Below are 25322 nucleotides of genomic sequence, written 5' to 3' on the forward strand. Positions count from 1 at the left end.
GATGACCGCTGTGACCTCCGCCTGGAACAGACTGCTCGCGTTCGTCGGACGCTTCTCGATGTATCGCCTGGTGCTGATCGCGCTGGCACTGCTGACCGTGATCTCGCTGCTCCTGTCGCTCTTCGACGCCGTCACCCCGTCGACCCTCGCGCTGCTTGTCACCTTCGCGGTGCTGAACATCGTGTGCGTGCTGGTCGACCTCGTCGGTCAGCGGGTCACCGGTCGCGCCTGGCGATACGAGTCGTCTCTGATCACCGCCGGGATCCTGCAGTTCGTCCTGTACCCGACGACCGAGGCGATGGGCCTCGTGGGCATCGCCATCGCCGGTGCGGTGGCCTCGGCATCCAAGTACGTCATCGCCTGGCGCGGCCGGCACATCGTCAACCCGGCCGCGTTCGGCGCGACGGTGCTCTCGATCGTGACGGCGGCGACCGGCGTGTACGCGCTCGGTGCCGCGGGCTGGTGGGTGGGAACGCCGGCGCTCGCGGCGCCCGTGCTGCTGCTGGGCTTCTTCGTCGTCGCACGGGCAGACAAGATGAGGCCCGTGCTGCTGTTCCTCGCGGTCGCCCTCGTCGTCAACGCGGTGCGGGTCTCGCTCGCTTACGCGGGCGCGGGGCAGGCCGTCGACCTCGGTCAGCTGCTGTCGATGGTGCTGTGGTCGTCGCCGTTCTTCTTCCTGGCGGCGTTCATGTTCTCCGAGCCGCTCACCCAGCCGCCGCGACGGTGGCAGCAGTACATCGTCGCGGTCGTCGTGGGCGTGTTCGCCGGGGCGCCGCTCAGCGTCGGCGTTCTGACTTTCGGCCCCGAGGCGGCCGTCGTGATCGGCAACCTCGTCGCCTTCGCGTTCGCCTACGCGACGCGCGCCTCGCTGAAGCTCACTTTCCTCGGGCGTGAGCAACTGACCCCGAGCGTCGAAGAGCTCTCGTTCCGCGCGAGCCGCATGATGCGCTTCGACGCGGGCCAGTACCTCGAGCTCGAGGTGCCGCACGCGCACGCCGACGCGCGGGGCACGCGGCGCGAGTTCAGCATCGTGTCGGCGCCCGAAGAGCTGCCCGTCGTGAAGGTCGCGATGCGGCGCGGGTCGCAGTCGTCGTACAAGAAGGCCCTCGCGGCGATCGATCCGGGCGCCGAACTGTCGGTCACGGGCGTGTGGGGCGACTTCGTGCTGCCCGCCAAGACGTCGACGCCGGTGCTGATGGTGGCGGCCGGCATCGGTGTCACGCCGTTCGTGTCGCAGTTGCGGCATCTGCGTCTCGAGCGTCAGGGCGGTGGCGCCCGCGACGTCGTGTTCGTCTACGTTGCCTCGGGCGCCGAAGAGCTCGCCTTCCGCCAGGATCTCGAAGATGCCGGCATCCCCGTCATCGTCTTCACGCGCGACGAGCCGACCGACCTTCCCCCGCACTGGACGTGGGCCCAGGGCGTGCGCCTCGATGCCGCCGGTCTCGAGCAGGTCGTGCCCGACCTGGCCTCGCGCCACGCGTACATCTCGGGCCCCCCGGGTCTCATCGCCGACCTCGCACCGGCGCTCGAGAAGGCGCACGGCCTCACGACCGACGCGTTCTCGGGGTACTGACCCCCGGCAAGCGGCGACCTGATCGCGTGGTCGCCGCGCGCCGCGCGCTGCTGTCAGGCGCGGGGGTCGGCGGGGCGTGCCGGCAGGCGCACTTCGAACACCGTCGAGCCGGGTTCGCTGGCGACCGTGATCGTGCCGTGGTGGGCGGTCACGATGGCCTTGGCGATCGAGAGGCCGAGGCCCGTTCCGCCGGTCTGCCGCGCGCGCGAGGCGTCGGCGCGCGAGAACCGTTCGAACAGCTCGTCGGCGACCGCCGGGTCGATCCCGGGGCCGTCGTCGGCCACGCGCAGCACCGCGACGCCCTCCTGCACGGCGACGCTCGCCGTCACGTGCACGCCCTCGGGCGTGTGCACGCGGGCGTTCGTGAGCAGGTTCGCGATCACCTGGTGCAGGCGTGTGGCGTCTCCCGCCACGACCACCGGCTCCTCGGGCACGTCGATGATCCACTCGTGGTCCGGTCCCGCCACCTGCGCATCGGTCATCGCGTCGACGACGACACGCGTGAGGTCGACGGCGCCGTAGACGAGCTCTTTGCCCTCGTCGAGCCGGGCGAGCAGCAGCAGGTCTTCGACGAGTGTCGTCATGCGCAGGGATGCCGCCTGAATGCGCTCCAGGCCCTGCTGCGACTGCGCAGAGCTGGCGACCAGCTGTGTCTTGGTCACCTGCGTGCCCGCCGACTGCGCCTGCGACAGCGCGCGGAGCGAAAGCTCGGAATACCCGCGGATCGCCGCCAGGGGAGTGCGCAGCTCGTGGCTGGCGTCGGCCACGAACGCCCTCATGCGCTCCTCGTTGCGCTGGCGGGCGGCGAGCGAGGTGTCGATGTGGTCGAGCAGGGTGTTCAGCGCCGCGCCGACGCGGCCGATCTCGTCCGAGGCATCCGCTTCGGCCGCCGGCACGCGCTCGGTGATGCTGACGTCGCCGACATCGAGGGGCTGTGCGGCGACCCGGGTCGCCGTCGCGGCGACGGCGCGCAGCGGCTTGAGCGACCCGCGGATCACGAGTGCGATGATCGCCGCGAGCACCAGCAGGCCACCCGTCGTGACGAGGCCGACGGTCGTGAGGATCTGCGTGATGGTCGCGCTCACCGCCGACAGCGGCAGTCCGGCGGCGATCACGTACGACCCGGGTACGCGCCCCGAGAACACCCGGTAGGTTCCGAGCCCGTCGATCGTGGCGGTCGTGGTCGACTGCCCCATGTCGAAGGCTGAGACCACCTGGTCGACCTGCGCGTTCGACAGGGTCGCGACCGTGTTGTCCGACGTGAGGTAGGCGCCGTCGGTGCCGGTGGAGGACTGCACGATGAGCACCATGCCCGTCGGGAAGCCGCGCCCCTCCTGCAGTGCCGTGTAGGCGTCGGTGGCGTCGCTCAGGTCGCCGGGGTGACGCGAGAGCTGCGAGCCGGCGAGGTTCGCGGCATCGCGCACCTCATTGTCGAGCTGCTGGGAGAGGATGTTCCCGAGCAGCGCGCTCGTGGCCACGCCGATCATGGCGAGGATGAGGGCCACCATGCCGACCACCGTCGCGATCAACCGTGTCTGCAGGCTCCACCGGCGACGCTGCCGGGGGCGTGTCGCCCGGCTCACTGCGGCGCTTTGATCATGTAGCCGACGCCGCGCACCGTGTGGATGAGCGGATCGCGGCCGGCGTCGATCTTCTTGCGCAGGTACGAGATGTACAGCTCGACGACCGACGAGCGTCCGCCGAAGTCGTAGTTCCAGACCCGGTCGAGGATCTGCGCCTTCGACACCACGCGACGCTGGTTGCGCATGAGAAAGCGCAGCAGCTCGAACTCGGTCGCCGTCAGCTCGATCTCGGTGCCGGCGCGCTCGACCTCGTGCGAGTCTTCGTTGAGCGACAGCTCACCCACGCGCAGGATGGGGTCCGACCCGCCCGCCGTCGCGGTTCCCGCACGGCGCATCAGTCCGCGCAGACGCGCGACCACCTCTTCGAGGCTGAAGGGCTTCGTGACGTAGTCGTCGCCGCCCGCGGTGAGCCCCGCGACCCGGTCGGCGACCGAGTCCTTCGCCGTCAGGAACAGCACCGGCACGTCGTTGCCGGCGTGCCGCAGCCGCTGCAGCACGGCCATGCCGTCGAGGTCGGGCATCATGATGTCGAGCACGAGGGCGTCGGGGTCGAAGTCGCGGGCGACGGCGAGGGCGTCGAAGCCCGAGCCGGCCGTGCGCACCTCCCAACCTTCCATGCGCAGGGCCATCGACAGCAGGTCGGTGAGCATCTGCTCGTCGTCGACGACGAGCACGCGAAGCGCAGATCCGTCGGGGCGGTGAAGTGCGGCCGTGGCGGCGGGAGTGGTCATGGATCCATTGTCATGCGCCGACTGTGAAGGGGCTATGGCGTTGATTGTGCGAAGTCTATGAATCCGCTCACGGCGGACGCCGAGGTCGCACGATCACGCGCATAGCATCTCCATCACTTCGCCCGAGATTCTCCATCGACACCGCTTCTACCGTCGAGCCATCGGGGGTGGCTACGCCCAGAAGGAGAACCATGTACTGGACGTACTTGCGCCGCGAACTGTCGGGGCGCACCAAGCAGACCGCGATCGTCGCCATCGGCCTCGCGATCGCGATCGCTCTCGTGATCATCGTCAACTCGCTGTCGGCAGGCGTGCGCGACGCGCAGTCAGAGGCTCTAGCGTCCGTCTACGGTGTCGGCACCGACCTCACCGTCACGGGCGCGCAGTCCGAGCCCTCGCAATCGGGCGAAGGGGGAGGGGGCGGCCCGGGCGGCGGCCAGTTCGACTTCGGCACGGACGGAGGGCAGACCTCGTCGGACGGCACGACGACCCTCAGCCAGTCGCGCCTGACCACCGACTTCCGTCGCGGCACGCTCGCCGCCTCGACCGTCGACGAGGTCACTGCGGTCGACGGTGTCGCCGCGGCGACGGGTGCCCTGAGCCTCACGAACATGACCTTCAGCGGTGAGCTGCCGCAGGCGCCGAGCGGCAGCTCGGACAGCTCGACCGACGGCTCGACGACCCACGGCCAGATGCCCCAGGGCGCACAGAGCGGCCAGAGCGGCCAGAGTGGCGAAGGCGGCCAGGGCGGCGGCTTCGGCGGCGGATCGTTCGGCGTCGACTCGTTCACCGTGCTCGGCGTCGACCCCGTAGCCACCACCGTCGGGCCTCTCTCGGCGGTCACGATCAGCTCGGGCCGTGCGCTCGCGGCGTCTGACGCCGGAACCGACGTCGCGGTGCTCGATGCGACCTACGCGGCTTCGAGCGACCTCGCCGTCGGCGGCACGATCGATGTCGGCGGCACGACGTTCGAGATCGTCGGCATCGCCGCCTCGGCTTCGTCGTCGGCCGACACGGCCTCGAACGTCTACATCCCGCTCGACGTCGCGCAGACGCTCTCGGGCGCCGGCGATGTGGTCTCGACCGTGTACGTGCAGGCCTCGTCGAGCGACCAGATCGCTTCGGTGCAGTCGGCGCTGCAGACGGCGCTGCCGAGCGCCACGGTCAGCTCGCAGTCCGAACTCGCCTCGACCGTGTCGGGATCGCTCTCGAGCGCGGGGTCGCTCATCACGAGCCTCGGTACGTGGCTGTCGATCATCGTGCTCGCCGTGGCGGTCGCGCTGGCGGTGCTCTTCACGATCTCGGGCGTCTCGCGTCGCACTCGCGAGCTCGGCACCCTCAAGGCGATCGGCTGGTCGAACGGCCGCGTCGTCGGGCAGGTCGCCGGCGAGTCGGTCGTGCAGGCCCTCATCGGCGGGATCGCGGGCGTGATCCTCGGCCTCATCGGCGTGACGATCATCAACGTGATCGCCCCCACGATCTCGTCTGCCCCCGCGGCGTCGACGGGTCGCGGCGGCGCGGGTGGCGGCCCCGGCGGTGGCATGGGCGGGGGCGGCTTCGGCTCGACCCTGCAGACCGCGTCCGACATCGTGCTGCACGCACCGCTCTCGCTCTGGATCGTGCTCACCGCGCTGCTCCTCGCCGTCGCGGGCGGCCTCGTCGCCGGTGCCTTCGGCGGCTGGCGCGCCGCGCGCCTCAGCCCCGCCGAGGCTCTGCGGTCCGTCGCGTGACCGGCTCGCCCACCTTTCCGCTCCGCCACCAGAAAGAGACCGACATGACTCTCATCGACCAGCCGGCGACGGATGCCTCCGCCGCCCCGTCCGCACCCGCCTACCGCCTCACCGGTTTGACGATGACCTATCAGCAGAAGGGGCGGGTCGTGCAGGCGCTGAAAGGCGTCGACGTCGAGATCGCCACCGGCGACTTCGTCACGATCCAGGGCCCGACCGGCGGCGGCAAGTCGACCCTGCTGCAGCTGCTCGGAGCCCTCGACGTGCCCACGACCGGGCACGTGCTGATCGGAGACAAAGACCTCGCGACGGCGTCGGCGAAAGAGCTCGAACACCTGCGCGCGGGCGAGGTGGGGTTCGTGTTCCAGGCGTTCAACCTCATCCCGACGCTGACGGCGGCGGAGAACATCGCGATGGGGCTCGAGCCGCTGGGGCTGGATCGGGCCGAGCGCGATGCCCGGGTGGCCGACGCGCTCGCGCGCGTCGATCTGTCGGAACGCGCCGACCACCGGCCGGGGGAGCTCTCGGGCGGCCAGCAGCAGCGTGTCGCCATCGCCCGTGCGATCGCGAAGCGACCGCGGGTGCTGCTGGCCGACGAGCCGACCGGAAACCTCGACGAGCAGATGCGCGACGAGATCTTGACGGTGCTCGAAGACCTGAACGCCGAGGGCCTCACCCTCGTCGTGGTGACGCACGATTCCGCCGTCGCGAAGCGCGCGCGGCGCCGGCTGCTGCTCGAGAAGGGCACGATCCGCGACATCACCCGCTGAGCGTCCAGGTGGGGGCGGGCGGGCCTCTAGGGTGACAGCATGGCCCAGCCGCACTGCGTCGTCTACGACCGCCACACGCCCGTTCCCACCGATCCCGACCCGGCGACAGCCCTCGCCGCCGCACGGGCGGCGGGCGGCATGCTGTGGGTGGGGCTCTCGCGGCCGACGCGCGAGCAGGTGCACGAACTGGCGGATGTGTTCGGTCTCGAGCCGCTCGGGGTCGCGTCGGCGCTCCGCACGCACCAGCGGTCGAAACTCGACCGGTACGGCGAGCACCTGTTCGTCGTGGTGCAGCCGGCGCAGTACGACGACGCCGCCGAGACCGTCGAATGCCACGAGGTCGACCTCTTCGTGGGTGAGGACTTCTTCATCGCGATCTCGCCCGACGGCCAGGTCGACCTCGAGAAGCTGCGAGTGCTGCTCGAGGAGCACCCCGAGGTGCTCGACCGGGGCCCGTACGGCGTGCTGTGGGCCACGTTCGAGTTCGTCACACGGGGCTATCGCGACGTTCTCGACGGCATCGAGCACGACATCGACCAGATCGAAGAGCAGCTCTTCGGAGACGACGATGAGGTCTCGCACCGCATCTTCGCGTTGCAGCGCGAGGTGATCGATCTCGGGCACGCGACCGCGCCCCTGCCCGACATGCTGCTGCGGTTGCAGCGCATCGTCGAGAACCGGTTCCACGTCGACGACGCACCGGCGTTCCGCGAGGTGGCCGACCGCGCGCGCTACGTCGACGCGCGGGTGAGCGCCTTTCGCGGCACGCTCGACAGCGCCCTCACCGTCCACTCCTCACTCGTCGATCAGCGCCGGAACGAGGCCATGCAGCGCATGACCGAGACGAGCCTCGAACAGAACGACCAGGTCAAGAAGATCTCGTCGTGGGCGGCGATCGGGTTCGCCCCGACCCTCGTCGCGGGCATTTACGGCATGAACTTCCGCACCATGCCCGAGCTCGACTGGCCGTGGGGCTACCCGTTCGCGATCGCGCTGATGGCGGCCGTCAGCGCGGGTCTCTACGTCGTCTTCAAGAAGAACGACTGGCTGTGACGCGGAAGGCCCCGCACCCGCGCGTGAGCGCGGAAGCGGGGCCCCGGAGGCGTCGCGCCTCAGTGCGTGTCTTCGGCCTCGATCTCGGTGCGGTCGCCCGACCACAGCGTGTGGAAGGTGCCCGGCTTGTCGATGCGCTGGTAGGTGTGCGCGCCGAAGAAGTCGCGCTGGCCCTGGATGAGCGCGGCCGGCAGGCGCTTCGCGCGCAGACCGTCGTAGTACGCCAGCGACGACGAGAACGCGGGGGCGGGGATGCCTGCCGTCGCGGCCGTCCCGACGATGTGGCGCCAGGCGTCTTGGGCCCGACCGAGCGCGTCGACGAAGTACGGCGCCGTCAGCAGCACCGCGAGGTCGGGGGTGGCCGCGTAGGCATCCGCGATGCGGTTGAGGAACTGCGCTCGGATGATGCAGCCTGCACGCCAGATCTTGCTGATCGCGCCGAGGTCGATCGTCCAGCCGTACTGCGCGGCGCCGGCGCGGATCTCGTCGAAGCCCTGCGAATAGGCGACGATCTTCGAGGCGTAGAGGGCCAGGCGCACCTGCTCGACGAACGCATCGGCGTCCTCGACGGTGAACGCGTCTTCCGCGGGGCCCGGGAGGCCGCCCGCGACGGCGCGCTGCTCGCGATGGCTGGAGAGCGAGCGGGCGAAGGTCGCCTCGGCGATGCCCGACACGGGAACGCCGAGGTCGAGGGCGGTCTGCACCGTCCAGGCGCCCGTGCCCTTCGCGCCGGCCGAGTCGAGGATCACGTCGACGAGGGGCTTGCCGGTCGCGGCATCCACCTGGCGGAGCACCTCGGCGGTGATCTCGATGAGGTACGACTCGAGTTCGCCGCGGTTCCACTCGGCGAAGATGTCGGCGATCTCGGCCGGGCTCTTGCCGGTGCCGCGCCGGATGAGGTCGTACGCCTCGGCGATCAGCTGCATGTCGGCGTACTCGATGCCGTTGTGCACCATCTTCACGAAGTGGCCCGCGCCGTCGTGGCCGACGTGCGTGACGCAGGGCTCGCCGTCGGGGGCGACCGCCGCGATCGAGCGGAGGATCGGGCCGAGGGTCGTCCACGCCTCGTCGGGGCCGCCGGGCATGAGCGAGGGGCCGTGCAGGGCGCCCTCCTCGCCGCCCGAGACGCCCATGCCGACGAAGTTGAATCCGCGCTCGCGCACGGCCTTCTCGCGGCGGATCGTGTCGGTGAACAGCGAATTTCCGCCGTCGATGATGATGTCGCCGGGCTCGAAGACCTCCATGAGCGACTCGATGACGGCGTCGGTCGGGGCGCCGGCCTTCACCATGATGAGCGCCGTGCGGGGCTTCTGCAGCGCCGCGGCGAACTCCTCGTAGCTGAAGGCGGGCACGAACCCGGCCTCGGGGTGCTCGGCGACCAGCTCGTCGGTCTTCGATCGCGACCGGTTGTACACCGCCACGGTGTTGCCCTCGCGCGAGGCGAGGTTGCGGGCGAGGTTCGACCCCATGACCGCGAGTCCGACGACTCCGATGTTGGCGGTGGCAGTGGCGGTGGCGGAATCGGGCACGAAACGCTCCTTGGGGAAGGCTGGGGTGTGTTTCCAGCGTAGCGGGGTGAGGGGACGGTGGGCGCTCACGCAGACGGCTGCAGGCGCAGGGTGGCGGCGATGAAGGCGACCTGATCCTCGGGCGCAAGGCGCAGGTCGACGGTGAGCGCCGCCTCGTCGGGCGTGGGAGCCTCGAGGGCCGCGAACTGCGAGTCGAGCAGCGCCGGTGGCATGAAGTGGCCCTGGCGGCGCATCATGCGCTCGAGCACCACGTCGCGTTCGCCCGTGATGTGGACGAACACGACGTTCTCGCGCCGCAGCACGTCGCGGTACCGGCGCTTCAGGGCCGAGCAGGTGACGATGCCCGGCTCACCGGCCGTGCGGCGCGCGTCGATCCACGCGGCGACGAGTGCGAGCCACGGGGCCCGATCGTCGTCGTTCAGCGCATGGCCCGCGGCCATCTTCGCGACGTTCTCGGCGGGGTGCAGATCGTCGCCCTCTTGGAAAGGCCAGCCGAGGCGCCCGGCGAGCATCGCTCCGACGGTCGACTTGCCGGTGCCGGAGGCGCCCATGATCACGAGCACGGGACGAGAGAGCGTGGTCATCGCCGGGCCTCAGACGAACAGGCCGAGCACGAGCACGCCGGCGAGGCCCGTCACCGAGATCAGGCACTCGAGCACCGTCCACGACTTCAACGTCTGCGGGATGCTGAGGCCGAAGTACTCCTTGATGAGCCAGAACCCCGCGTCGTTGACGTGCGAGAGGAAGAGCGAGCCCGAGCCGATCGCGAGCACCAGCAGCGCGATCATTGGCTGGTCGAGGGTGGTCGTGAGGGGCTGCAGGATGCCTGCGGCGGTGATCGTGGCGACCGTCGCCGATCCCGTCGCCACGCGGATCAGTGCCGCCACCGACCAGGCGAGCACGAGGACCGACACCGACGAGCCGGCCACGGCGTCGGCGATCACTCCGCCGATACCGGTGTCGATGAGCACCTGCTTGAATCCTCCGCCGGCGCCCACGATCAGAAGGATGCCCGCGATCGGCCCGAGCGAGTCGCCGACGATCGCGTTCACCCGCGTGCGGTCGAACCCGGCGCCACGGCCGAGGATGAAGAACCCCGCCAAGACGGCGAGCAGCAGCGCGATGACCGGCGTACCGAGGAAGTCGATGATGACCTTCCACGCCGCTTGCGAGTCGGGCGCGACGATGTCGGCGACCGCCTTCAGCAGCATCAGCACGACCGGCAGCAGGATGCTCGTCAGCGTCGCGGCGAAAGTGGGGCGGCGGCGGGCGCTCCGCTCGGCCTCGTCGGCGGTGAACAGATCGGGCACCGGGACGTCGACCCAGCGTGCGGCGAGCGGGGCGAACAGCGGTCCGGCCACGATGATCGCGGGGATCGCGACGATGACGCCGAACGCGAGGGTGATCCCGAGGTTGGCCCCGAGGGCCGAGATCGCGGCGAGCGGGCCCGGGTGCGGCGGCACCAGTCCGTGCATGGCCGACAGACCGGCGAGGGTCGGGATCGCGATCTTCATCAACGGCTGACCCGATCGCCGCGCGACGAGGATGATCACCGGCACGAGGAGCACGAGGCCGACCTCGAAGAACATCGGCAGGCCGATGATCGCGCCGATCAGTCCCATGATCCAGGGGAGTGCGCGCGCTGAGGCGCGGTCGACGAGCGTGTCGACGATGCGGTCGGCGCCACCCGAGTCGGCGAGCAGCTTGCCGTAGATCGCGCCGAGGGCGATGAGGATGCCGACCCCGCCCATCGTCGAGCCGAAGCCGTTCGTGAAGCTCGTCACGGCGCCCGAGACGCTCATGCCGGCGAGCACGCCGGTGAGCAGGGCGCCGATCGTCAGGGAGACGAAGGGATGGAGCTTCACCCACGTGATCAGCACGACGATCACGGCGATGCCGATCACCGCGGCGGTGATGAGCTGGCCGGCGGGCGCCGCGGGAGTGACGGGGTCGTTCGCGGCGGGGGCGAGGAGGGCGGGGAGAGCGATGAGCCGGGCCATGAGCGTCCTTGATCTGGCGGGGTGTGGGACCACACCGTCCTTATTTGTCGTACATATAAGCATATTGACGCGCGATATGCACGATGTTTCTTGACGCGGCTCTGATCACGACGGGTGAATCGGGCCGTGCGCGGGCATAATCGAGACATGAGCGCCGCATCGTCGCAGGTTCCCGCCCACGGCAGCCCGTTGCACGATGCTTTCGTGGCCGACGTCGGATCGGCGATCGTCGACGGCACTTACCCCGCCGGCTCACGGCTCGTGACCGGAGAGCTCGCGGAGCAGTCCGGAATCTCGCGTTCGGCGGCGCGTGAGGCGGTCCGCGTGCTCGAGTCGCTCGGACTGGTCGGTGTGCGACGCCGGTCGGGCATCGAGGTGCTTCCCGCCGCCCGCTGGAACGTCTACGCGCCCGAGATCATCGCGTGGCGCCTCGCGGGGCGGGGGCGTGCCGACCAGCTGCGCGAACTCAGTCAACTGCGCGGCGCGATCGAGCCGCTCGCAGCCTCGCGCGCCGCGGTCGCCGCGACCGATGACCAGCGGCGCGAGATCATGGCGGCCGTCACCGAGATGGCGCGCACCGAACAGCACGCCGACGGCACCGAATACCTCGATGCCGACGTGCGCTTCCACCGCACCGTGCTCGAGGCGTCCGGCAACTCGATGCTCGCCGCGCTCGGCGACGTCGTCGGGGCGGTGCTCGTCGGCCGCACGCACCACGAACTCATGCCGCACTCCGCGAACCCCGAGGCCGTCCGGTGGCACCACGATGTCGCCTTCGCGATCGCGAGCGGTCGCCCGGGTGAGGCGGCAGATGCCATGCGACGGATCGTCGTCGAGGCCGACGAGGCGATGCAAGACGCGGCCCGTTCGGCGCTCTGAGCGTCGCGCGCCCGAAGCTCGGGCGGTGCGCGCGCATCGTTTCGTGCCGTCGCGCGCCCCCGCGTGCCGCACCGCGTCGAACGGGGCACGCCGTGACACGATGGCCGCATGCGCATCGTGGTGACCGGTCCCGCCGAGGCGGCGACCCCGCTCGTGGCGGCGGCGCTCGCGGCCCACCTGCGTGCGCGGTTCCTCGACACGGGCGAGCTCTACCCGGCGCGCGTCCGCCCCGGCGGCCCGCCGCTCGGCGAGATCTGGGTCGAGGCGCTCGCGCTCGCCTTCACGCGCGAGCGGTCGCTCGTGGCATCCAGCGGGTCGCTCACGCGACGGCGCCGCGACGAGATCCGCGCGCGTGTCCCGGGTGTGGTGTTCGTCGAACTCGTCGTCGACGAAGGCGCCGCCCCGCCGCGTCGTTCACGATGGCGGCGTGCAAAGCCCGTGGAGCGCCCGGCGGTCGAGCCCCTCGGCGGCGACGAGCCGGGCGTGCGGGTGGCCGACGACGCCGATCTCGCCTCGATCGTCGACCGGATCGCGCAGCTGCTGTCGGGCGGCGTGCCGGGTCAGTCCTTGCGGTAGCCCGAACGGCCCATCGACCACATCGCGCCCACGGCGCCCACCAGCGCGCACACCGACATGAGGCCGACGATCCACATCAGTGCGTGTGACATCCAGCCGTAATCCATGGGTCCTCCTCGGGGCGCGTCGCCCGCGCCGGACGACGTCCTCATCGTAGCGGGGTCGCTGGTAGACTGATGCGGTACTTCGGCGAGGGATGCCTGCGCAAGCGGCATCCGTGATCGACGCGGTGAGGCCTTACGGGGCATCCTCACGCGTGTGCGTTCGAGTCGAGACCCCCGATCCCAGACCAGGGCCCACCGCCCGCAAGGAGAACAACATGTCCACCGAGACCGACACCAAGGTCGTCGCCGAGGTCCGCGAGAACTTCGGCAAGGGCTACGCCCGCCGCCTGCGCGCCGCCGGCAAGATCCCCGCCGTGATCTACGGCCACGGCACCGACCCCGTGCACGTGTCGCTGCCCGGCCACCAGGTTTCGCTGCTCATCCGCCGCGCCAACGCGGTGCTCGAGCTCGATGTCGCCGGCACGCAGCAGCTCACGCTCGTCAAGGACGTGCAGAAGGACCCGGTGCACCAGATCATCGAGCACATCGACCTGCTCGTGGTGAAGAAGGGCGAGAAGATCCAGGTCGACGTGCCCGTCGTCGTGCTCGGTGAGCCCTTCGCCGGCACCATCGCGAACCTCGAGAACACCACCGTGCTGCTCGAGGTCGAAGCGACCCACATCCCGCAGCACATCGAGGTCGACGTCGAGGGCCTCGAAGACGGCACGCACATCACCGCCGCCGACCTGAAGCTGCCCCAGGGCTCGTCGCTCGTCGTCGACCCCGAGACCCTCATCGTCGCCGTGTCCGTGCCCACTTCCGCCCTCGCCGCAGAAGAGGAGATCGCCGAGGCTGACGCCGAGGTCGCCGCCGAGCAGTCCGAAGAGGCCGCCGAGTAATCACAGCTCATCGTCTGCAGCCCGTCTCCGCCGACACCGGGGGAGGCGGGCTGCGACCGTTCCAGCACGCGAGAGAGAGGGAGCACATGGCCGACACCTGGTTGGTCGTGGGTCTCGGAAACCCCGGCACCCGCTACGAGAACACGCGCCACAACGTGGGTCAGATGGTCGTCGCGGAACTCGCCGCGCGCCGGAGCGAGACGCTCCGCGCGCACAAGGCGAACGCCCGCGTCGTCGAGACCTGGCTGCGCCCCGGTGCGGCGAAGCTCGTGCTGGCGACGCCGAACTCGTTCATGAACGTGTCGGGCGGCCCGGTGTCGCAACTCGCGCGGTTCTACGATGTGCCCGCCGAGCGGATCGTGCTCGTGCACGACGAACTCGACATCCCGTTCGACACCATCAAGCTCAAGGTGGGCGGCGGGCACGGCGGGCACAACGGCATCCGCGATGTCGCCAAGGCGCTCGGCACCCCCGACTTCCCTCGGGTGAGGGTCGGTATCGGTCGCCCGCCCGGTCGGCAAGACCCCGCCGACTGGGTCCTCGACCCGTTCGCGGCCGCCGAGCGCGCGCAGCTGCCGATCCTCGTCGGCGACGCTGCGGATGCCGTGGAGCAGATCATCGGCGAGGGGCTGCTCGCCGCGCAGCAGAGATTCCACGCGCCGCGCGCGTGAGGGGAGACGGCGTCGTCAAGACGCGCCGGCGGCGATTCCGGCGACGACGAACGCGCCGACCGTGATCCCGTAGAGGAACGGTCCGACAGCCGCGACGACGACCGCGGCGACGCCGAAGCCCCGGCCGCGCCGCGTGGCGATGGCCGTGATCCCGAGCGCGAGGGCGACCAGGCCGAGCGCCGTGCCGAGCCAGAAGCCGATCTCCGCCCACAGCACGAGCCCGCGCACGGGGCTGAGGAGGGCGAGCAGCTGATCTTCGGAGAGGTTCTCGAGCCCCTCGGGCGAGAGGCCGATCGCGTGGCGCATCGCGCCCTCGGCCGCAGCGAATCCGGTGGTGGCGCTCAGGATCACCGAGAGGACGACGGCGGCGATCGCAACGACGAGCGCGACGACGCCCAGTGTGCGGGAACGCGCCGGGGCGGGCTGGGGCGCGTTCGGGCCGTCCGGATAGCCCGCGGCGCCCGGATAGGGCGCGACGCTGCCCGGGTAGGGGGCCGCGGTGCCCGGGTAAGGGGCGGGGGCGCCATAGGGAACGGCGCCATAGGGGGCGGGGGCGCCATACGGCGCGGGGGTGCCCGGATAGGGCTCGGGCGCTCCGGTCGGCACGGGAGCCGCTCCGGGGGCCGGCTGCGTGTAGCCGCCGGTCGGGTACGACTGCGGATACGGGGCCGGCGGGGGCGTCTGCGGGTCGTCGCTCACACGCTCATCCTAGGCAGTGCCCACCGTCCTGGGCATTGTCCGCCGGCGCCCGAATGCGGGGGAGCGGCCATGCCCGAGACCGGTGTCGGTGGGGCGGAATAGACTCGACCGGTGACAATTTCCGGGATCGCGCGCGCCCTGACGCAGGCTTCTTCCGTGCAGCGCGCCGTCGAGGCCGCGCGCGTCGACACCGACTTCTCGATGGTGGCGGGACTCGACGCGCCGGTACTGGCCTCGCTGCTCGCCGAGCGTGGGCGGGCGGGCGGCGGCGGTGCGCCGGCATCCCTTCTCGTCATCACCCCGACCGGGCGACGCGCCGAGAGCATCGGTGCTGCCCTGCAGAGCCTCGTGCCGCACGCCGCCGTGCGTCACTTTCCGGCGTGGGAGACACTGCCGCACGAGCGGCTGAGCCCCTCGACCGAGACCGTCGGCCGTCGCCTCGCGGTGCTCCGCGAAGCCGCGCTGTGGTCGGATGCCGGTGACGTGCCCCTCATCGTCACCGCATCCGTGCGCGGCGCCCTGCAGCCGGTGGCGGCCGGGCTCACCGACGCCGGCGTGCTCGACCTCGCCGTCTCGGGCCGCGGCTACGACCTCGAAGCCGTCGCGCGCCGCCTCGTGGAGCTCGCCTATCTGCGGGTCGACATGGTCTCGCGGCGCGGCGAGTTCGCGGTGCGCGGAGGCATCCTCGATGTCTTCCCGCCCGTGGCCGACCACCCCTACCGCGTCGAGTTCTTCGGCGACGAGGTCGATCAGATCCGCGCGTTCTCGGTCGCCGACCAGCGCTCACTGCCGGGCGAGGTGCCCGCTGTCACGCTGCTCCCCGCGCGCGAACTGCTGCTCACGCCCGGGGTGCGTGACCGCGCTGCCGCACTGCACGGCAAGTTCCCGGGGCTCCGCACGATGCTCGAGAAGATGAGCGAAGGCATCCCGGTGGAGGGCATGGAGTCGCTCCTGCCCGCCGTCGCCGACGGCATCGTGCCGCTCGTCGATTACCTGCCCCGTGGCACGGCCGTCGCCCTCATCGATCCCGAGCGGGCCGTCACGCGTGCGATGACCCTCGGCGAGACCAACCGCGAGTTCCTCGAAGCCGCGTGGAGTGCCGCGACGGCGGGCGCCGACGCGCCCGTCGACCTCGACTCGGGCGACTTTCTCGCCCTGCCCGAACTGCACGCCGCGACGCGTGAGCGCGGTGGGGTGTGGTGGACGTTCAGCGGCTTCGATTCGGGCGAGACGGATGCCGCCGACGAAGGCCTCGGCTCGAGCGACGTCGTGCGCGTGCCCGCGCGCCCGGTGCCGTCGTTCCAGGGGAACGTCGACGGCGCCACGGCCCACGTCGGTACGCTCGTCGCCGACGGGTGGAGCGTCGCGGTCACCGCCTCGGGCGCCGGTCTCGTCGACCGCGCCGGGGACGTGCTCGCCGACCGCGGCATCGCGGCGCGCACCGCCGAGGGGCTCGACGACGCTCCCGAGCCGGGTGTCGTCGTCGCCGTGCTGGGCCAGCTCGAGAGCGGCTTCGAGCTGCCCGAGACGAAGCTCGCCGTGCTCACCGAGGCCGAGTTCTACGGCCGCACGATCGCCGCCGACGGGCGTGTGGTGAAGAAGCTCGCCTCGCGGCGGCGGAACGTCGTCGACCCGCTGCAGTTGAAGGCGGGCGACGTCGTCGTGCACTCCACGCACGGCATCGGGCGCTTCGTCGAGCTCGTGCAGCGCGAGGTGTCGTCGGGTGGACGGAACGCGGTGAAGACCACCCGCGAGTACCTCGTGCTCGAATACGCGCCGTCCAAGCGCGGGCACCCGGGCGACAAGCTGTTCGTCCCCACCGATCAGCTCGACCTGCTGAGCAAATACGTCGGCGGCGACGCGCCGGCCCTGTCGAAGATGGGCGGCAGCGACTGGGCGGCGGCGAAGGGCAAGGCGCGAAAGGCCGTGCGCGACATCGCCGTCGAGCTCGTCAAGCTCTACTCGGCGCGCATGTCGGCGAAAGGCTACGCGTTCGGGCCCGACACGCCGTGGCAGCGCGAGCTCGAAGAGGCCTTCCCGTTCGCCGAGACGCCCGACCAGTTGCAGACGATCGACGAGATCAAAGCCGACATGGAGCGGCCCATCCCGATGGACCGCCTGCTGTCGGGAGACGTCGGCTTCGGCAAGACCGAGGTCGCCGTGCGCGCCGCGTTCAAGGCGATTCAAGACGGCAAGCAGGTCGCCATGCTCGTGCCGACGACGCTGCTCGTCAAGCAGCACCTTGAGACCTTCACCGAGCGCTTCGCCGGGTTCCCCGTGAAGGTGCGCGCGCTCTCGCGCTTCCAGACCGACAAAGAAGCCCGCGACACGCTCGCGGGGCTCACCGACGGCACCGTCGACATGGTCATCGGCACGCACCGCATCCTCACCGAGAAGGTCATCTTCAAAGACCTCGGCCTCATGATCATCGACGAGGAGCAGCGGTTCGGCGTCGAGCACAAGGATGCCTTGAAGAAGCTCAAGACCAACGTCGACATCCTCGCGATGAGCGCGACCCCCATTCCCCGCACCTTGGAAATGGCGGTCACCGGCATCCGTGAGATGTCGACCCTGCAGACGCCGCCCGAGGACCGGCATCCGATCCTCTCGTACGTCGGCGCGCGCAGCGACAAGCAGATCGCCGCCGCGATCCGGCGCGAGCTGCTGCGCGAGGGACAGGTGTTCTACGTGCACAACCGGGTGCAGTCGATCCAGCGCGTCGCCGCGCACCTGGCCGAACTCGTGCCCGAGGCGCGCATCGCGGTCGCGCACGGACAGATGGGCGAGCACGCCCTCGAAGAGGTCGTCGACGGGTTCTGGGAGCGCAAGTACGACGTGCTCGTCTCGACGACGATCGTCGAGACGGGGCTCGACATCTCGAACGCGAACACGATCATCATCGACCGCGCCGACAAGTACGGACTCAGCCAGCTGCACCAGCTGCGCGGGCGCGTCGGGCGCGCTCGCGAGCGGGCGTACGCGTACTTCCTCTACGACGACCTCACACCGCTCTCCGAGACGGCGGCCGACCGGCTCGAGACGATCGCGGTCAACAACGACCTCGGCTCGGGCATGCAGGTGGCGCTGAAAGACCTCGAGATCCGCGGCGCCGGCAACCTGCTCGGCGCCGAGCAGGCGGGGCACATCGCCGGCGTCGGCTTCGACCTCTACCTGCGCATGATCGGCGAGGCGGTCGCGACATTCCGCGGCGACGAGGTCGACGGACCGCAAGAGCTGCGGCTCGAGCTGCCGGTCGACGCGCGCCTTCCCGAGACCTACATCGACAGCGAACGGCTGCGCCTCGAGGCGTACCAGAAGCTGTCGGCCGCCGCCTCGCTCACCGCCGCGCCCGCGTCCGGCGGCGACGCGATCGATCTCGTGCGCGAAGAGCTCGAAGACCGCTACGGCCAGGCGCCGGCCGAGGTCGAGGGACTCTTCCGCATCGCGCGGTTGCGCCGGCGCGCCGCGCAATCGCAATTGACCGATGTCGTGGCGATGGGGCCGAACCTGCGCGTCGCGCCCGCGCCGGCGGCCGACTCGCTGCGCGTGCGGCTGCAGCGGCTGTACCCGAAGTCGAAGGTGCTCGCCGGGGGAGAGGCGATGGTCGTGCCGCTCCCGAACGCGGGCGGCGAGCCGCTCGCCGATACCGACCTGATCGCCTGGGTCGAGCAGCTGCTCGACCAGCTGTTCCCCCTGCCCGAACCCGCCGCCGAGGCCTGACCGCCGCGCCGGCGCGGCGCAGCGATCAGGCCACCTGTCGGGCAGGGCTCAGATGACGCCCTGGGCGAGCATCGCGTGCGCGACGCGCTCGAAGCCGGCGATGTTCGCCCCCGCGACGTAGTCGCCCGGGCGCCCGTACCGCCCGGCGGCATCGAAGGCCGCCCCGTGGATGTCGGCGATGATCTCGCGCAGCTTCTGCTCGCTGTCGTCGAAGCTCCACCGCTGCCGTGACGCGTTCTGGCTCATCTCGAGCGCCGACGTCGCCACACCGCCCGCGTTGGCCGCCTTGCCGGGGCCGAACAGCACACTGGCCTCTTGCAGCGCGGCCACGGCGCCCGGCGTCGAGGGCATGTTGGCGCCCTCGGCGACCGCGAGCACCCCGCCGGCGATGAGGGCGCGCGCGTCGTCTTCGTCGAGCTCGTTCTGGGTGGCAGCCGGGATCGCGATGTCGACGGCGACCTCCCACGGCCGTGCCCTCTCGACGAACCGCGCGGACGGGCGGCGTGCCGCGTACTCCGAGATGCGGGCGCGCTCGACCTCTTTGAGCTGACGGAGCAGGTCGACGTCGATGCCGTCGTCGTCGACGACGTACCCCGACGAGTCGGAGGCGGTGACCGGCACCGCGCCCAGTTGACGGGCCTTCGCGATCGCGTAGATCGCGACGTTCCCCGAACCCGAGACCCCGACGCGCTTGCCCGCGAGCGACTCGCCGCGCACGCGCAGCATCTCTTCGGCGAAGAACACCGCGCCGTACCCGGTCGCCTCGGTGCGCACCTCGGCGCCGCCCCACTGCACGCCCTTGCCGGTGAACATGCCCGACTCGTGGCGGTTCGTGATCTTGCGGTACTGGCCGAAGAGGAACCCGATCTCGCGCCCGCCGACGCCGATGTCGCCTGCCGGAACGTCGGTGTGCTCGCCGAGGTGCCGGTAGAGCTCGCTCATGAACGACTGGCAGAAGCGCATGATCTCGGCATCCGACCGGCCGTGCGGGTCGAAGTCGCTGCCGCCCTTCGCGCCGCCGATGCCCTGACCGGTCAGCGCGTTCTTGAAGATCTGCTCGAAGCCGAGGAACTTGATGATCGAGAGGTTGACGCTCGGGTGAAAGCGCAGCCCGCCCTTGTACGGGCCGAGCACCGACGAGAACTGGATGCGATACCCGCGGTTCACCCGCACCTGCCCGGCGTCGTCGACCCACGGCACGCGGAACATGATCTGACGCTCCGGCTCGACGAGGCGTTCCACGATCCCCGCGTCGGAGAATTCCGGATGCCTCTCCACGACCGGTGCGATCGAGTGCAGCACCTCGTGCACGGCCTGCTGGAACTCGGGCTCGTGGGGGTTGCGGGCGGTGACGGTCTCGAAGACGTCGGCGACGGAGGCGGGGAGGGCGGTGAGGGTATCTGTCACGGTGGAGCTTTCCGGCCGCCGGCCCGGGTGGCGCGGCCTGTTTCACCCTAACGGCGCCGCCGTGCGCCCTCGACGCGTGTGACATCGCCGCCCTACGCTGGGCCGTGGAGGCCCGTCGTGGCGACGGCCGAGGAGGTCCACCATGCAGTTCGAGCACCTCGGGGCGCAGCCCCGCATCCACCCGGGCGCGGTCGTCGCGCCGACGGCCGTGATCTCGGGCGACGTCACGATCGGCGCCGGATGTCAGGTGCTGCACGGCGCCGTGCTGACGGCGGAAGGCGGCCCGATCACCCTCGGCGAACACGTCATCGTGATGGAGAACGCCCTCATCCGCGCGAGCGCCGCGAACCCCGTCCACATCGGCTCGCACGTTCTCGTGGGGCCCACGGCGAGCCTGTCGGGCGCGACGGTGGGCGACGAGGTGTTCCTCGCGACCGGCACCCGGGTGTTCAACGGTGCGCGGATCGGGGAGCGCAGCGAAGTGCGCATCGGGGCGATCGTGCACCTGCGCACGGTGCTGCCGCCCGAGTCGGTCGTGCCGATCGGCTGGATCGCGGTCGGCGATCCGGCGCAGGTGTTCTCACCCGACCGGCACGACGAGATCTGGGCGCTGCAGAAAGATCTCGACTTCCCCGGCTACGTGTTCGGCCTCGACCGTGACACGCCCGACCTGATGATCCAGCTCACCGAGCGTTACGGCGCCGCCCTCGCACGCCACGCCCGCGACGGGCGCCTCGACTGACGCCGCGCCCACCCGCGGCGCGGGCGTCCGCCGGCGGAGCGCCGTCTGGCCGGGCTCACCCGGTGTTCTGCAGTCCGGCCGAAACCCCCGAGACCGAGAGCAGCAGCAGCCGCTGCCAGCCGGGAAGGTCCTCCTCCGGCACGTCGCCGGTGCGCAGCGTCCGCAGGGCGCGCAGCTGCAGGAGCGACAGGGCGTCGACGTAGGGGCTCCGCATCTTCACGGCGCGCTGCAGCACGGGCTTGTTCGCGAGCAGGTCGTCGCCCCCGGCGATGGCGATGACCCAGCGCTTGGTCAGGGCCATCTCCTCGGCGACGAGGTCGCCGAGGTCCGCCCGGTCGCCGAGATCGAGGTAGCGCCGCGCGATGCGGTCGTCGGCCTTCGCGAGGCTCATGCCGACGTTGTCGATGACGGTGCGGAAGAGGGGCCATTCGTCGTAGGCGCGGCGCAGCACGTCGATGTCGCCGACGGCGTCGAGCGCGGTGCCGAGCCCGAACCAGCCGGCCAGGTTGATGCGCGCCTGCGACCAGGCGAAGACCCAGGGGATCGCGCGCAGGTCCTCGAGGGATTCGACCGAGAGCCCGCGGCGGGCCGGGCGCGAGCCGAGTGCGAGCAGGCCGATCTCCTCCATCGGGGTCACGGTCGCGAACCACGGGGCGAAGCCGTCGGCCTTCACGAGCGCGAAGAACCGCTCGCGCGACGCGCGGTCCATCGTCGCGGCGACGTCGGCGTAGCGTTCGGCGGCCTCGCGGTTGTGCGACTCGATCGAGGGGGCGGATGCCAGGAGCACCGCCGCGGCGACCTGGTCGATGTGGCGCATCGCGATGTTCGGGTCGCCGTACCGCGCGAAGATGACCTCGCCCTGCTCGGTGAGCTTGAACCTGCCGTCGACCGAGTGCGGCGGCTGCGCGAGGATCGCCGAGTTCGCGGGGCCGCCGCCGCGCCCGAGAGCGCCGCCGCGGCCGTGGAAGAGGGTGAGCTGGATGCCTTCGTCCTGCGCCCACGCGGCGATCTTCGCCTGCGCTTCGTACAGGGCGAGGTTCGCGGCGACCGGCCCGACGTCCTTCGACGAGTCGGAGTAGCCGAGCATGACCTCGAGGCGCCGGCCCGTGGCATCCATCCGCGCGGCGAAGTCGGGGTGGTCGATGATCTCGGCCATGATGGCGGGCGCCGCCTGCAGGTCGGCGAACGTCTCGAACAGCGGGATCACGTCGAGTACCGGCGCCGTGCCGCCGGGGCCCGCCGCGAAGCGGGCGAGCTCGTGCACGGTCGCGAGGTCGTTCGCCGACTGGGTGAAAGAGACGATGTAGCGCCCCGCGGCGCCGGGGCCGTAGCGGTGCTGGATCTGCGCGATCGTGCGGAAGACGTCGAGCACTTCTTCGGCCTGCGTGCTCAGGGCGGCGCCCTCGTCCCGCGCCGCGATGCACTCGGCGAGCACCTTCGCGTGCACCGCGGAGTGCTGGCGCACCTCGAGCTCCGCGAGGTGGAAGCCGAAGGTCTCGACCTGCCAGATGAGCTGCTGGAGGTGTCCGTAGGCCTGGCGCGGTGCGCCGGCGGCGACGAGCGAGTCCTGGACGACCCGGAGGTCTGCGAGCAGGTGCGCGGGATCGCGGTAAGCGAGATCGGCGTCGCGGCGCCGAGTGGCCGAGATGCGTCGCGTGAGGAGCAGTATCGCACGCTTGTGCGGCTCGCCCGTGGCCCGTTTGGCGGCGTCGGCTGCGCCGTCTTCGTCGGCCGACGACAAGCGCTGCAGCAGGGAGTCGAGCGCCGGGCTCGGCACCGTCGTGTCGGCCGAGAGGGTGAGGGTCTTGGCGATGCGGTTCGCCGAGTTCTCGAGGCCGAGCAGAATGTGCTCGGCGGCGATACCGGCCGCCTTCTTGGTGATCGATGCCGTGACGAACGGATTGCCGTCGCGGTCGCCGCCCACCCACGTGCCCAGGCGTACGAACGGCCGCACGACGGGGGCGCGGCTGCCGGCGGCGGGTCCCTGCAGGGCGTCGTCGACGCGGCGGTAGACATGCGGCACGGCGGTGTAGAGCGTCTCGTCGAAGACGGCCATGATGGCGCGCACCTCGTCGACGGGCGTCGGCTTCTCGGCGCGCAGGGGAGCGGTGCGCCACAGCGTGTCGATCTCTTCGAGCATGCGGCGCTCGGCGCGGCGCTCGTCGGCACCGCCCCGCAGCGACGCGTCGTGCTCGCTGAGCAGGTTCACGAGGCGACGGATGCTCGTCGAGACCGCGCGACGGCGGGCCTCGGTCGGGTGGGCGGTGAAGACGGGGTGGAACCTCAGCGCCTGCAGACGCTTCAGCGCCGTGTCGTCGCCGACCTCGGCGGCCAGGCGCACGAACGCGGCGGCGACCGAATCCGCGGCATCCTCCTTCTCGGGCCGGCCGTCGCGTTCGCGCAGAACGCGTACGCGCTGGTGCTCCTCGGCGAGGTTCACGAGGTGGAAGTACACCGTGAAGGCGCGGGCGACCTCGTCGGCGCGCGCGATGGAGAACGACTCGGCGATCGAGGCGGCTCGCTCGAACGCTTCGTCCGACTCGTCGGTGTAGGCGGCGATCGTCGCCTGCCGCAGCCGCTCGACGTCCTCGTACAGGCCCGGCGACCCGCTCTCGCGCAGCACGCGGCCGAGCAGAGCGCCGAGCATGCGCACGTCGGCACGCATGCTCTCGGGCAGTTCCTGCTCGGCTTCGTAGCGCCCGACGAGGTCGATGGCTTCGGTGCGGGTCAGTTCTCGCATCCCCCCACGCTAACGCCCGCCTGTTTCGGCTGTGTCACGCGTTACGATGGGTCAGGGTGTGCCGGGAAGCCTGGTCGGCGTTTCTGTTCCCCGACCCCGAAAGCAGAGGCATGAGCCTGCTCCGATCCGACCGTTTCCCCGCCGTCATCCTCCTCGTCGCCGCGGCGCTCGGCCTCGTCGTCGCGAACAGCCCGGCGGGCCCCGCGGTCGACAGTGCGATGCACGTGTACCTCGGCATCCCGGGGGTCTTCGAGCTCTCGGTCGAGCACTGGATCAAAGACGGACTGCTCGCGATCTTCTTCTTCGTCGTGGCGGTGGAGCTGCAGTTCGAGCTGACGAGCGGCGAGCTGAACTCGGCCGGAAAGGCAACGCAGCCCGCGATCGCCGCCGCCGGTGGCATCCTCGTGCCCATCGCGATCTTCCTGCTGTTCGCCGCCGGCACCGACAGCGCGTCGGGATGGCCGGTGCCGACGGCGACCGACATCGCCTTCGCGCTCGGTGTGCTCGCGGTGTTCGGTAGGGGCCTGCCGTCGGCGCTGCGGATCTTCCTCTTGGCGCTCGCGATCCTCGACGACATCGTCGGGATCGTGTTCATCGCGGTGCTGTTCACGAGCGACGTGAATCTCGTCATGCTCGCGATCGCCGCCGCGCTGGTGGTCCTGTTCGGCATCCTGAGCCGCCAGCTCGACGGGCCCGCCCGTGTGCCGCTCACGATCGCCCTCGTCCTCATCGCCGTGCTCGCGTGGGCGTTCACGTACGCCTCGGGCGTGCACGCGACGATCGCCGGGGTGGCCCTGGGTCTCGCGATGGCCCAGTACCCGGCGCTGCGCGCTCGGCACGTGCTGGAACCGTGGGTGAACGGCCTCGTGCTGCCGCTGTTCGCCTTCTCGGCGGCGCTCGTCGTGATCCCCGCCGTCTCGCCGTCGCAGCTGCAGCCCGCGTTCTGGGGTGTCGCCGCGGCGCTGCCGATCGGCAAGCTCATCGGCATCTCGCTGTTCGGCTGGGTCGCGCTGCGGCTCGGGCGCGAGAAGGGCGCCGTACCCGCCCTGCCGTTCTCGGACCTGCTCGCGGCGGGAGCGCTCGGGGGCATCGGATTCACGGTGTCGCTGCTGCTGTCGGAGCTCGCGTTCGCGGGCGACGCGCTGCTGCGCGACGAGGCGATCCTCGGCGTCCTCACCGGGTCGATGGTCGCGCTCGTGCTGGCGAGCGTGCTCGTGTCGTGGCGTGCGCGGCACTATCGTCGCCTCGAGCGGGCGGGTGGGTCTCCCGCCGAGGAGGTCGCCCCGTGAACGAGCCGTTCGGCGCCGAGTCCCCGTCCGACGACCCGCTGCGGCGGGCGGCGGAGGCGATGCGGGCGGTGCGCGAGCGCTGCGTGTGGTCCCAGCGGATCACCCACGACGACCTGGTGCCGTACCTCGTCGAGGAGTCGGCGGAGCTCATCGACGCGGTCGAGACCGGAACGCGCGCGGACCTGCGCGAAGAACTCGGAGATTTGCTCTGGCAGGTGCTCTTCCACGCCGCCGTCGCTGCGGAGGACGCCGACGACCCGTTCACCATCGACGACGTCGCGGAAGGACTCACCGAGAAGATGGTGCGCAGGCATCCGCATGTGTTCGCGGACGCTGTCGCGACGACCCCCGACGAGGTGCTCGTGCACTGGAACGCGGCGAAGGCGGCCGAGAAGCGCGAGCGCCGGTCGGTGCTCGACGGCGTGTCGCCGCACATGCCGTCGCTCGCGCTCGCGCAGAAGCTCCTCGGCCGCGCCGCGCAGGTCGGCGTCGTCCGCACTCCGGCCGACGCTGCGTCTGCGTCGGAGGCGCAGCTGGGGGAGGCGCTGCTCGGACTCGTCGCGCTCGCGCGCGAGCGCGGGTGGGACGCCGACCGGGCCCTGCGCGGCGCGATCCGCACGCTCGAGGGCGATGTGCGCGGCGCCGAGCGTTCATAACTCCTCCGATTCGTCGCGGGTCGGCTCGTGT

Annotated in this window: 21 protein-coding genes; 12 read left to right on the forward strand and 9 right to left on the reverse strand. The window is 71.0% G+C overall.

Annotated features, from left to right (window positions below):
- Nucleotide 1: 1 nt before the first annotated feature.
- Nucleotides 2-1573, forward strand: a complete 1572-nt coding sequence (locus G3N18_RS02400) for an FAD-dependent oxidoreductase (protein ID WP_196382727.1) — start codon at nt 2-4, stop codon at nt 1571-1573.
- Between the two features lie 53 nt (nt 1574-1626).
- Here the strand turns inward: G3N18_RS02400 and G3N18_RS02405 are convergent, their stop codons facing one another.
- The gene (locus G3N18_RS02405) at nt 1627-3081 is read right to left on the reverse strand and encodes a sensor histidine kinase (protein WP_196382728.1); all 1455 of its coding nucleotides are present in this window, start codon (nt 3079-3081) and stop codon (nt 1627-1629) included.
- 71 nt (nt 3082-3152) lie between these two features.
- Complete coding sequence (locus tag G3N18_RS02410) at nt 3153-3887, reverse strand: response regulator transcription factor (protein ID WP_196382729.1); 735 nt, start codon at nt 3885-3887, stop codon at nt 3153-3155.
- Nucleotides 3888-4078: 191 nt separating this feature from the next.
- Between G3N18_RS02410 and G3N18_RS02415 the strand changes: the two genes are divergently transcribed.
- Genes G3N18_RS02415 through G3N18_RS02425 form a run of 3 tightly spaced genes read left to right on the forward strand, consistent with a single transcriptional unit; the run spans nt 4079 to nt 7440 of the window.
- Nucleotides 4079-5617, forward strand: coding sequence for an ABC transporter permease (locus G3N18_RS02415; RefSeq protein WP_196382730.1), 1539 nt, complete (start codon nt 4079-4081; stop codon nt 5615-5617).
- Nucleotides 5618-5661: 44 nt separating this feature from the next.
- Nucleotides 5662-6387, forward strand: a complete 726-nt coding sequence (locus G3N18_RS02420) for an ABC transporter ATP-binding protein (protein WP_196382731.1) — start codon at nt 5662-5664, stop codon at nt 6385-6387.
- A gap of 39 nt (nt 6388-6426) precedes the next feature.
- Entirely contained in the window at nt 6427-7440 is a 1014-nt protein-coding gene (locus G3N18_RS02425; protein ID WP_196382732.1) for a magnesium and cobalt transport protein CorA, read from the forward strand.
- A 59-nt stretch (nt 7441-7499) separates the two neighbouring features.
- Here the strand turns inward: G3N18_RS02425 and gndA are convergent, their stop codons facing one another.
- From gndA to G3N18_RS02440, 3 genes are all read right to left on the reverse strand, one after another.
- On the reverse strand, nt 7500-8909 hold the full coding sequence (gene gndA, locus G3N18_RS02430) for an NADP-dependent phosphogluconate dehydrogenase (protein WP_206692892.1): 1410 nt from the start codon (nt 8907-8909) through the stop codon (nt 7500-7502).
- A 125-nt stretch (nt 8910-9034) separates the two neighbouring features.
- Nucleotides 9035-9553 carry a gluconokinase gene (locus tag G3N18_RS02435; RefSeq protein WP_196382734.1) on the reverse strand — a complete coding sequence of 173 codons (519 nt, stop codon included), beginning with the start codon at nt 9551-9553 and terminating at the stop codon, nt 9035-9037.
- A 9-nt stretch (nt 9554-9562) separates the two neighbouring features.
- A complete protein-coding gene (locus tag G3N18_RS02440) occupies nt 9563-10969 on the reverse strand; it encodes a GntP family permease (RefSeq protein ID WP_196382735.1) in 1407 nt (468 codons plus the stop codon).
- Between the two features lie 147 nt (nt 10970-11116).
- On the opposite strand from G3N18_RS02440, the gene G3N18_RS02445 reads away from it, so the two are divergent.
- Together G3N18_RS02445 and G3N18_RS02450 are read left to right on the forward strand one after the other, a co-directional pair.
- A complete protein-coding gene (locus tag G3N18_RS02445; protein ID WP_196382736.1) occupies nt 11117-11848 on the forward strand; it encodes a FadR/GntR family transcriptional regulator in 732 nt (243 codons plus the stop codon).
- Between the two features lie 108 nt (nt 11849-11956).
- Nucleotides 11957-12424 (forward strand): shikimate kinase, encoded by a 468-nt coding sequence (locus G3N18_RS02450; RefSeq protein ID WP_196382737.1) that lies wholly within the window; start codon nt 11957-11959, stop codon nt 12422-12424.
- On the opposite strand, the gene G3N18_RS16260 is transcribed toward G3N18_RS02450, so the two are convergent.
- The gene (locus tag G3N18_RS16260) at nt 12409-12531 is read right to left on the reverse strand and encodes a hypothetical protein (RefSeq protein ID WP_268932565.1); all 123 of its coding nucleotides are present in this window, start codon (nt 12529-12531) and stop codon (nt 12409-12411) included. The genes G3N18_RS02450 and G3N18_RS16260 overlap by 16 nt on opposite strands.
- Nucleotides 12532-12743: 212 nt before the next feature.
- Between G3N18_RS16260 and G3N18_RS02455 the strand changes: the two genes are divergently transcribed.
- The gene (locus G3N18_RS02455) at nt 12744-13367 is read left to right on the forward strand and encodes a 50S ribosomal protein L25/general stress protein Ctc (protein ID WP_196382738.1); all 624 of its coding nucleotides are present in this window, start codon (nt 12744-12746) and stop codon (nt 13365-13367) included.
- A gap of 86 nt (nt 13368-13453) precedes the next feature.
- Entirely contained in the window at nt 13454-14038 is a 585-nt protein-coding gene (gene pth, locus G3N18_RS02460) for an aminoacyl-tRNA hydrolase (protein WP_196382739.1), read from the forward strand.
- 15 nt (nt 14039-14053) lie between these two features.
- Here pth and G3N18_RS02465 read toward each other — a convergent pair whose 3' ends face one another.
- On the reverse strand, nt 14054-14737 hold the full coding sequence (locus tag G3N18_RS02465) for a hypothetical protein (RefSeq protein WP_196382740.1): 684 nt from the start codon (nt 14735-14737) through the stop codon (nt 14054-14056).
- Between the two features lie 111 nt (nt 14738-14848).
- Here G3N18_RS02465 and mfd point away from each other — a divergent pair, with 111 nt between their 5' ends.
- Complete coding sequence (mfd, locus tag G3N18_RS02470; RefSeq protein WP_196382741.1) at nt 14849-18457, forward strand: transcription-repair coupling factor; 3609 nt, start codon at nt 14849-14851, stop codon at nt 18455-18457.
- Between the two features lie 48 nt (nt 18458-18505).
- On the opposite strand, the gene gdhA is transcribed toward mfd, so the two are convergent.
- Nucleotides 18506-19864, reverse strand: a complete 1359-nt coding sequence (gene gdhA / locus G3N18_RS02475) for an NADP-specific glutamate dehydrogenase (RefSeq protein ID WP_196382742.1) — start codon at nt 19862-19864, stop codon at nt 18506-18508.
- A gap of 142 nt (nt 19865-20006) precedes the next feature.
- On the opposite strand from gdhA, the gene G3N18_RS02480 reads away from it, so the two are divergent.
- Nucleotides 20007-20606, forward strand: coding sequence for a gamma carbonic anhydrase family protein (locus G3N18_RS02480; RefSeq protein ID WP_196382743.1), 600 nt, complete (start codon nt 20007-20009; stop codon nt 20604-20606).
- Between the two features lie 55 nt (nt 20607-20661).
- On the opposite strand, the gene G3N18_RS02485 is transcribed toward G3N18_RS02480, so the two are convergent.
- Nucleotides 20662-23346, reverse strand: coding sequence for a phosphoenolpyruvate carboxylase (locus G3N18_RS02485; RefSeq protein ID WP_196382744.1), 2685 nt, complete (start codon nt 23344-23346; stop codon nt 20662-20664).
- Between the two features lie 110 nt (nt 23347-23456).
- Here G3N18_RS02485 and G3N18_RS02490 point away from each other — a divergent pair, with 110 nt between their 5' ends.
- Both G3N18_RS02490 and G3N18_RS02495 read left to right on the forward strand, forming a co-directional pair.
- Nucleotides 23457-24635, forward strand: coding sequence for a Na+/H+ antiporter NhaA (locus tag G3N18_RS02490; protein ID WP_196382745.1), 1179 nt, complete (start codon nt 23457-23459; stop codon nt 24633-24635).
- A gap of 59 nt (nt 24636-24694) precedes the next feature.
- Entirely contained in the window at nt 24695-25291 is a 597-nt protein-coding gene (locus tag G3N18_RS02495) for a nucleoside triphosphate pyrophosphohydrolase (protein ID WP_196382771.1), read from the forward strand.
- Nucleotides 25292-25322 lie beyond the last annotated feature (31 nt).

It is taken from the genome of Microbacterium paulum (assembly GCF_015707995.1).
GTDB classification, from domain to species: Bacteria; Actinomycetota; Actinomycetes; order Actinomycetales; family Microbacteriaceae; genus Microbacterium; species Microbacterium paulum.

Excerpts from the sequence above, each read along its gene's own strand:
- G3N18_RS02490 (WP_196382745.1), top strand. The coding sequence starts at position 23,457 with ATGAGCCTGCTCCGATCCGACCGTTTCCCCGCCGTCATCCTCCTCGTC.
- G3N18_RS02450 (WP_196382737.1), top strand. The coding sequence starts at position 11,957 with ATGCGCATCGTGGTGACCGGTCCCGCCGAGGCGGCGACCCCGCTCGTG.
- G3N18_RS02440 (WP_196382735.1), bottom strand. The coding sequence starts at position 10,969 with ATGGCCCGGCTCATCGCTCTCCCCGCCCTCCTCGCCCCCGCCGCGAAC.
- G3N18_RS02420 (WP_196382731.1), top strand. The coding sequence starts at position 5,662 with ATGACTCTCATCGACCAGCCGGCGACGGATGCCTCCGCCGCCCCGTCC.
- G3N18_RS02495 (WP_196382771.1), top strand. The coding sequence starts at position 24,695 with ATGCGGGCGGTGCGCGAGCGCTGCGTGTGGTCCCAGCGGATCACCCAC.
- G3N18_RS02480 (WP_196382743.1), top strand. The coding sequence starts at position 20,007 with ATGCAGTTCGAGCACCTCGGGGCGCAGCCCCGCATCCACCCGGGCGCG.
- gndA (WP_206692892.1), bottom strand. The coding sequence starts at position 8,909 with ATGGGGTCGAACCTCGCCCGCAACCTCGCCTCGCGCGAGGGCAACACC.
- G3N18_RS02445 (WP_196382736.1), top strand. The coding sequence starts at position 11,117 with ATGAGCGCCGCATCGTCGCAGGTTCCCGCCCACGGCAGCCCGTTGCAC.
- G3N18_RS02405 (WP_196382728.1), bottom strand. The coding sequence starts at position 3,081 with ATGGTGGCCCTCATCCTCGCCATGATCGGCGTGGCCACGAGCGCGCTG.
- G3N18_RS16260 (WP_268932565.1), bottom strand. The coding sequence starts at position 12,531 with ATGGATTACGGCTGGATGTCACACGCACTGATGTGGATCGTCGGCCTC.
- G3N18_RS02485 (WP_196382744.1), bottom strand. The coding sequence starts at position 23,346 with ATGCGAGAACTGACCCGCACCGAAGCCATCGACCTCGTCGGGCGCTAC.
- G3N18_RS02455 (WP_196382738.1), top strand. The coding sequence starts at position 12,744 with ATGTCCACCGAGACCGACACCAAGGTCGTCGCCGAGGTCCGCGAGAAC.
- G3N18_RS02435 (WP_196382734.1), bottom strand. The coding sequence starts at position 9,553 with ATGACCACGCTCTCTCGTCCCGTGCTCGTGATCATGGGCGCCTCCGGC.
- G3N18_RS02410 (WP_196382729.1), bottom strand. The coding sequence starts at position 3,887 with ATGACCACTCCCGCCGCCACGGCCGCACTTCACCGCCCCGACGGATCT.
- pth (WP_196382739.1), top strand. The coding sequence starts at position 13,454 with ATGGCCGACACCTGGTTGGTCGTGGGTCTCGGAAACCCCGGCACCCGC.
- G3N18_RS02425 (WP_196382732.1), top strand. The coding sequence starts at position 6,427 with ATGGCCCAGCCGCACTGCGTCGTCTACGACCGCCACACGCCCGTTCCC.
- G3N18_RS02415 (WP_196382730.1), top strand. The coding sequence starts at position 4,079 with ATGTACTGGACGTACTTGCGCCGCGAACTGTCGGGGCGCACCAAGCAG.
- G3N18_RS02400 (WP_196382727.1), top strand. The coding sequence starts at position 2 with ATGACCGCTGTGACCTCCGCCTGGAACAGACTGCTCGCGTTCGTCGGA.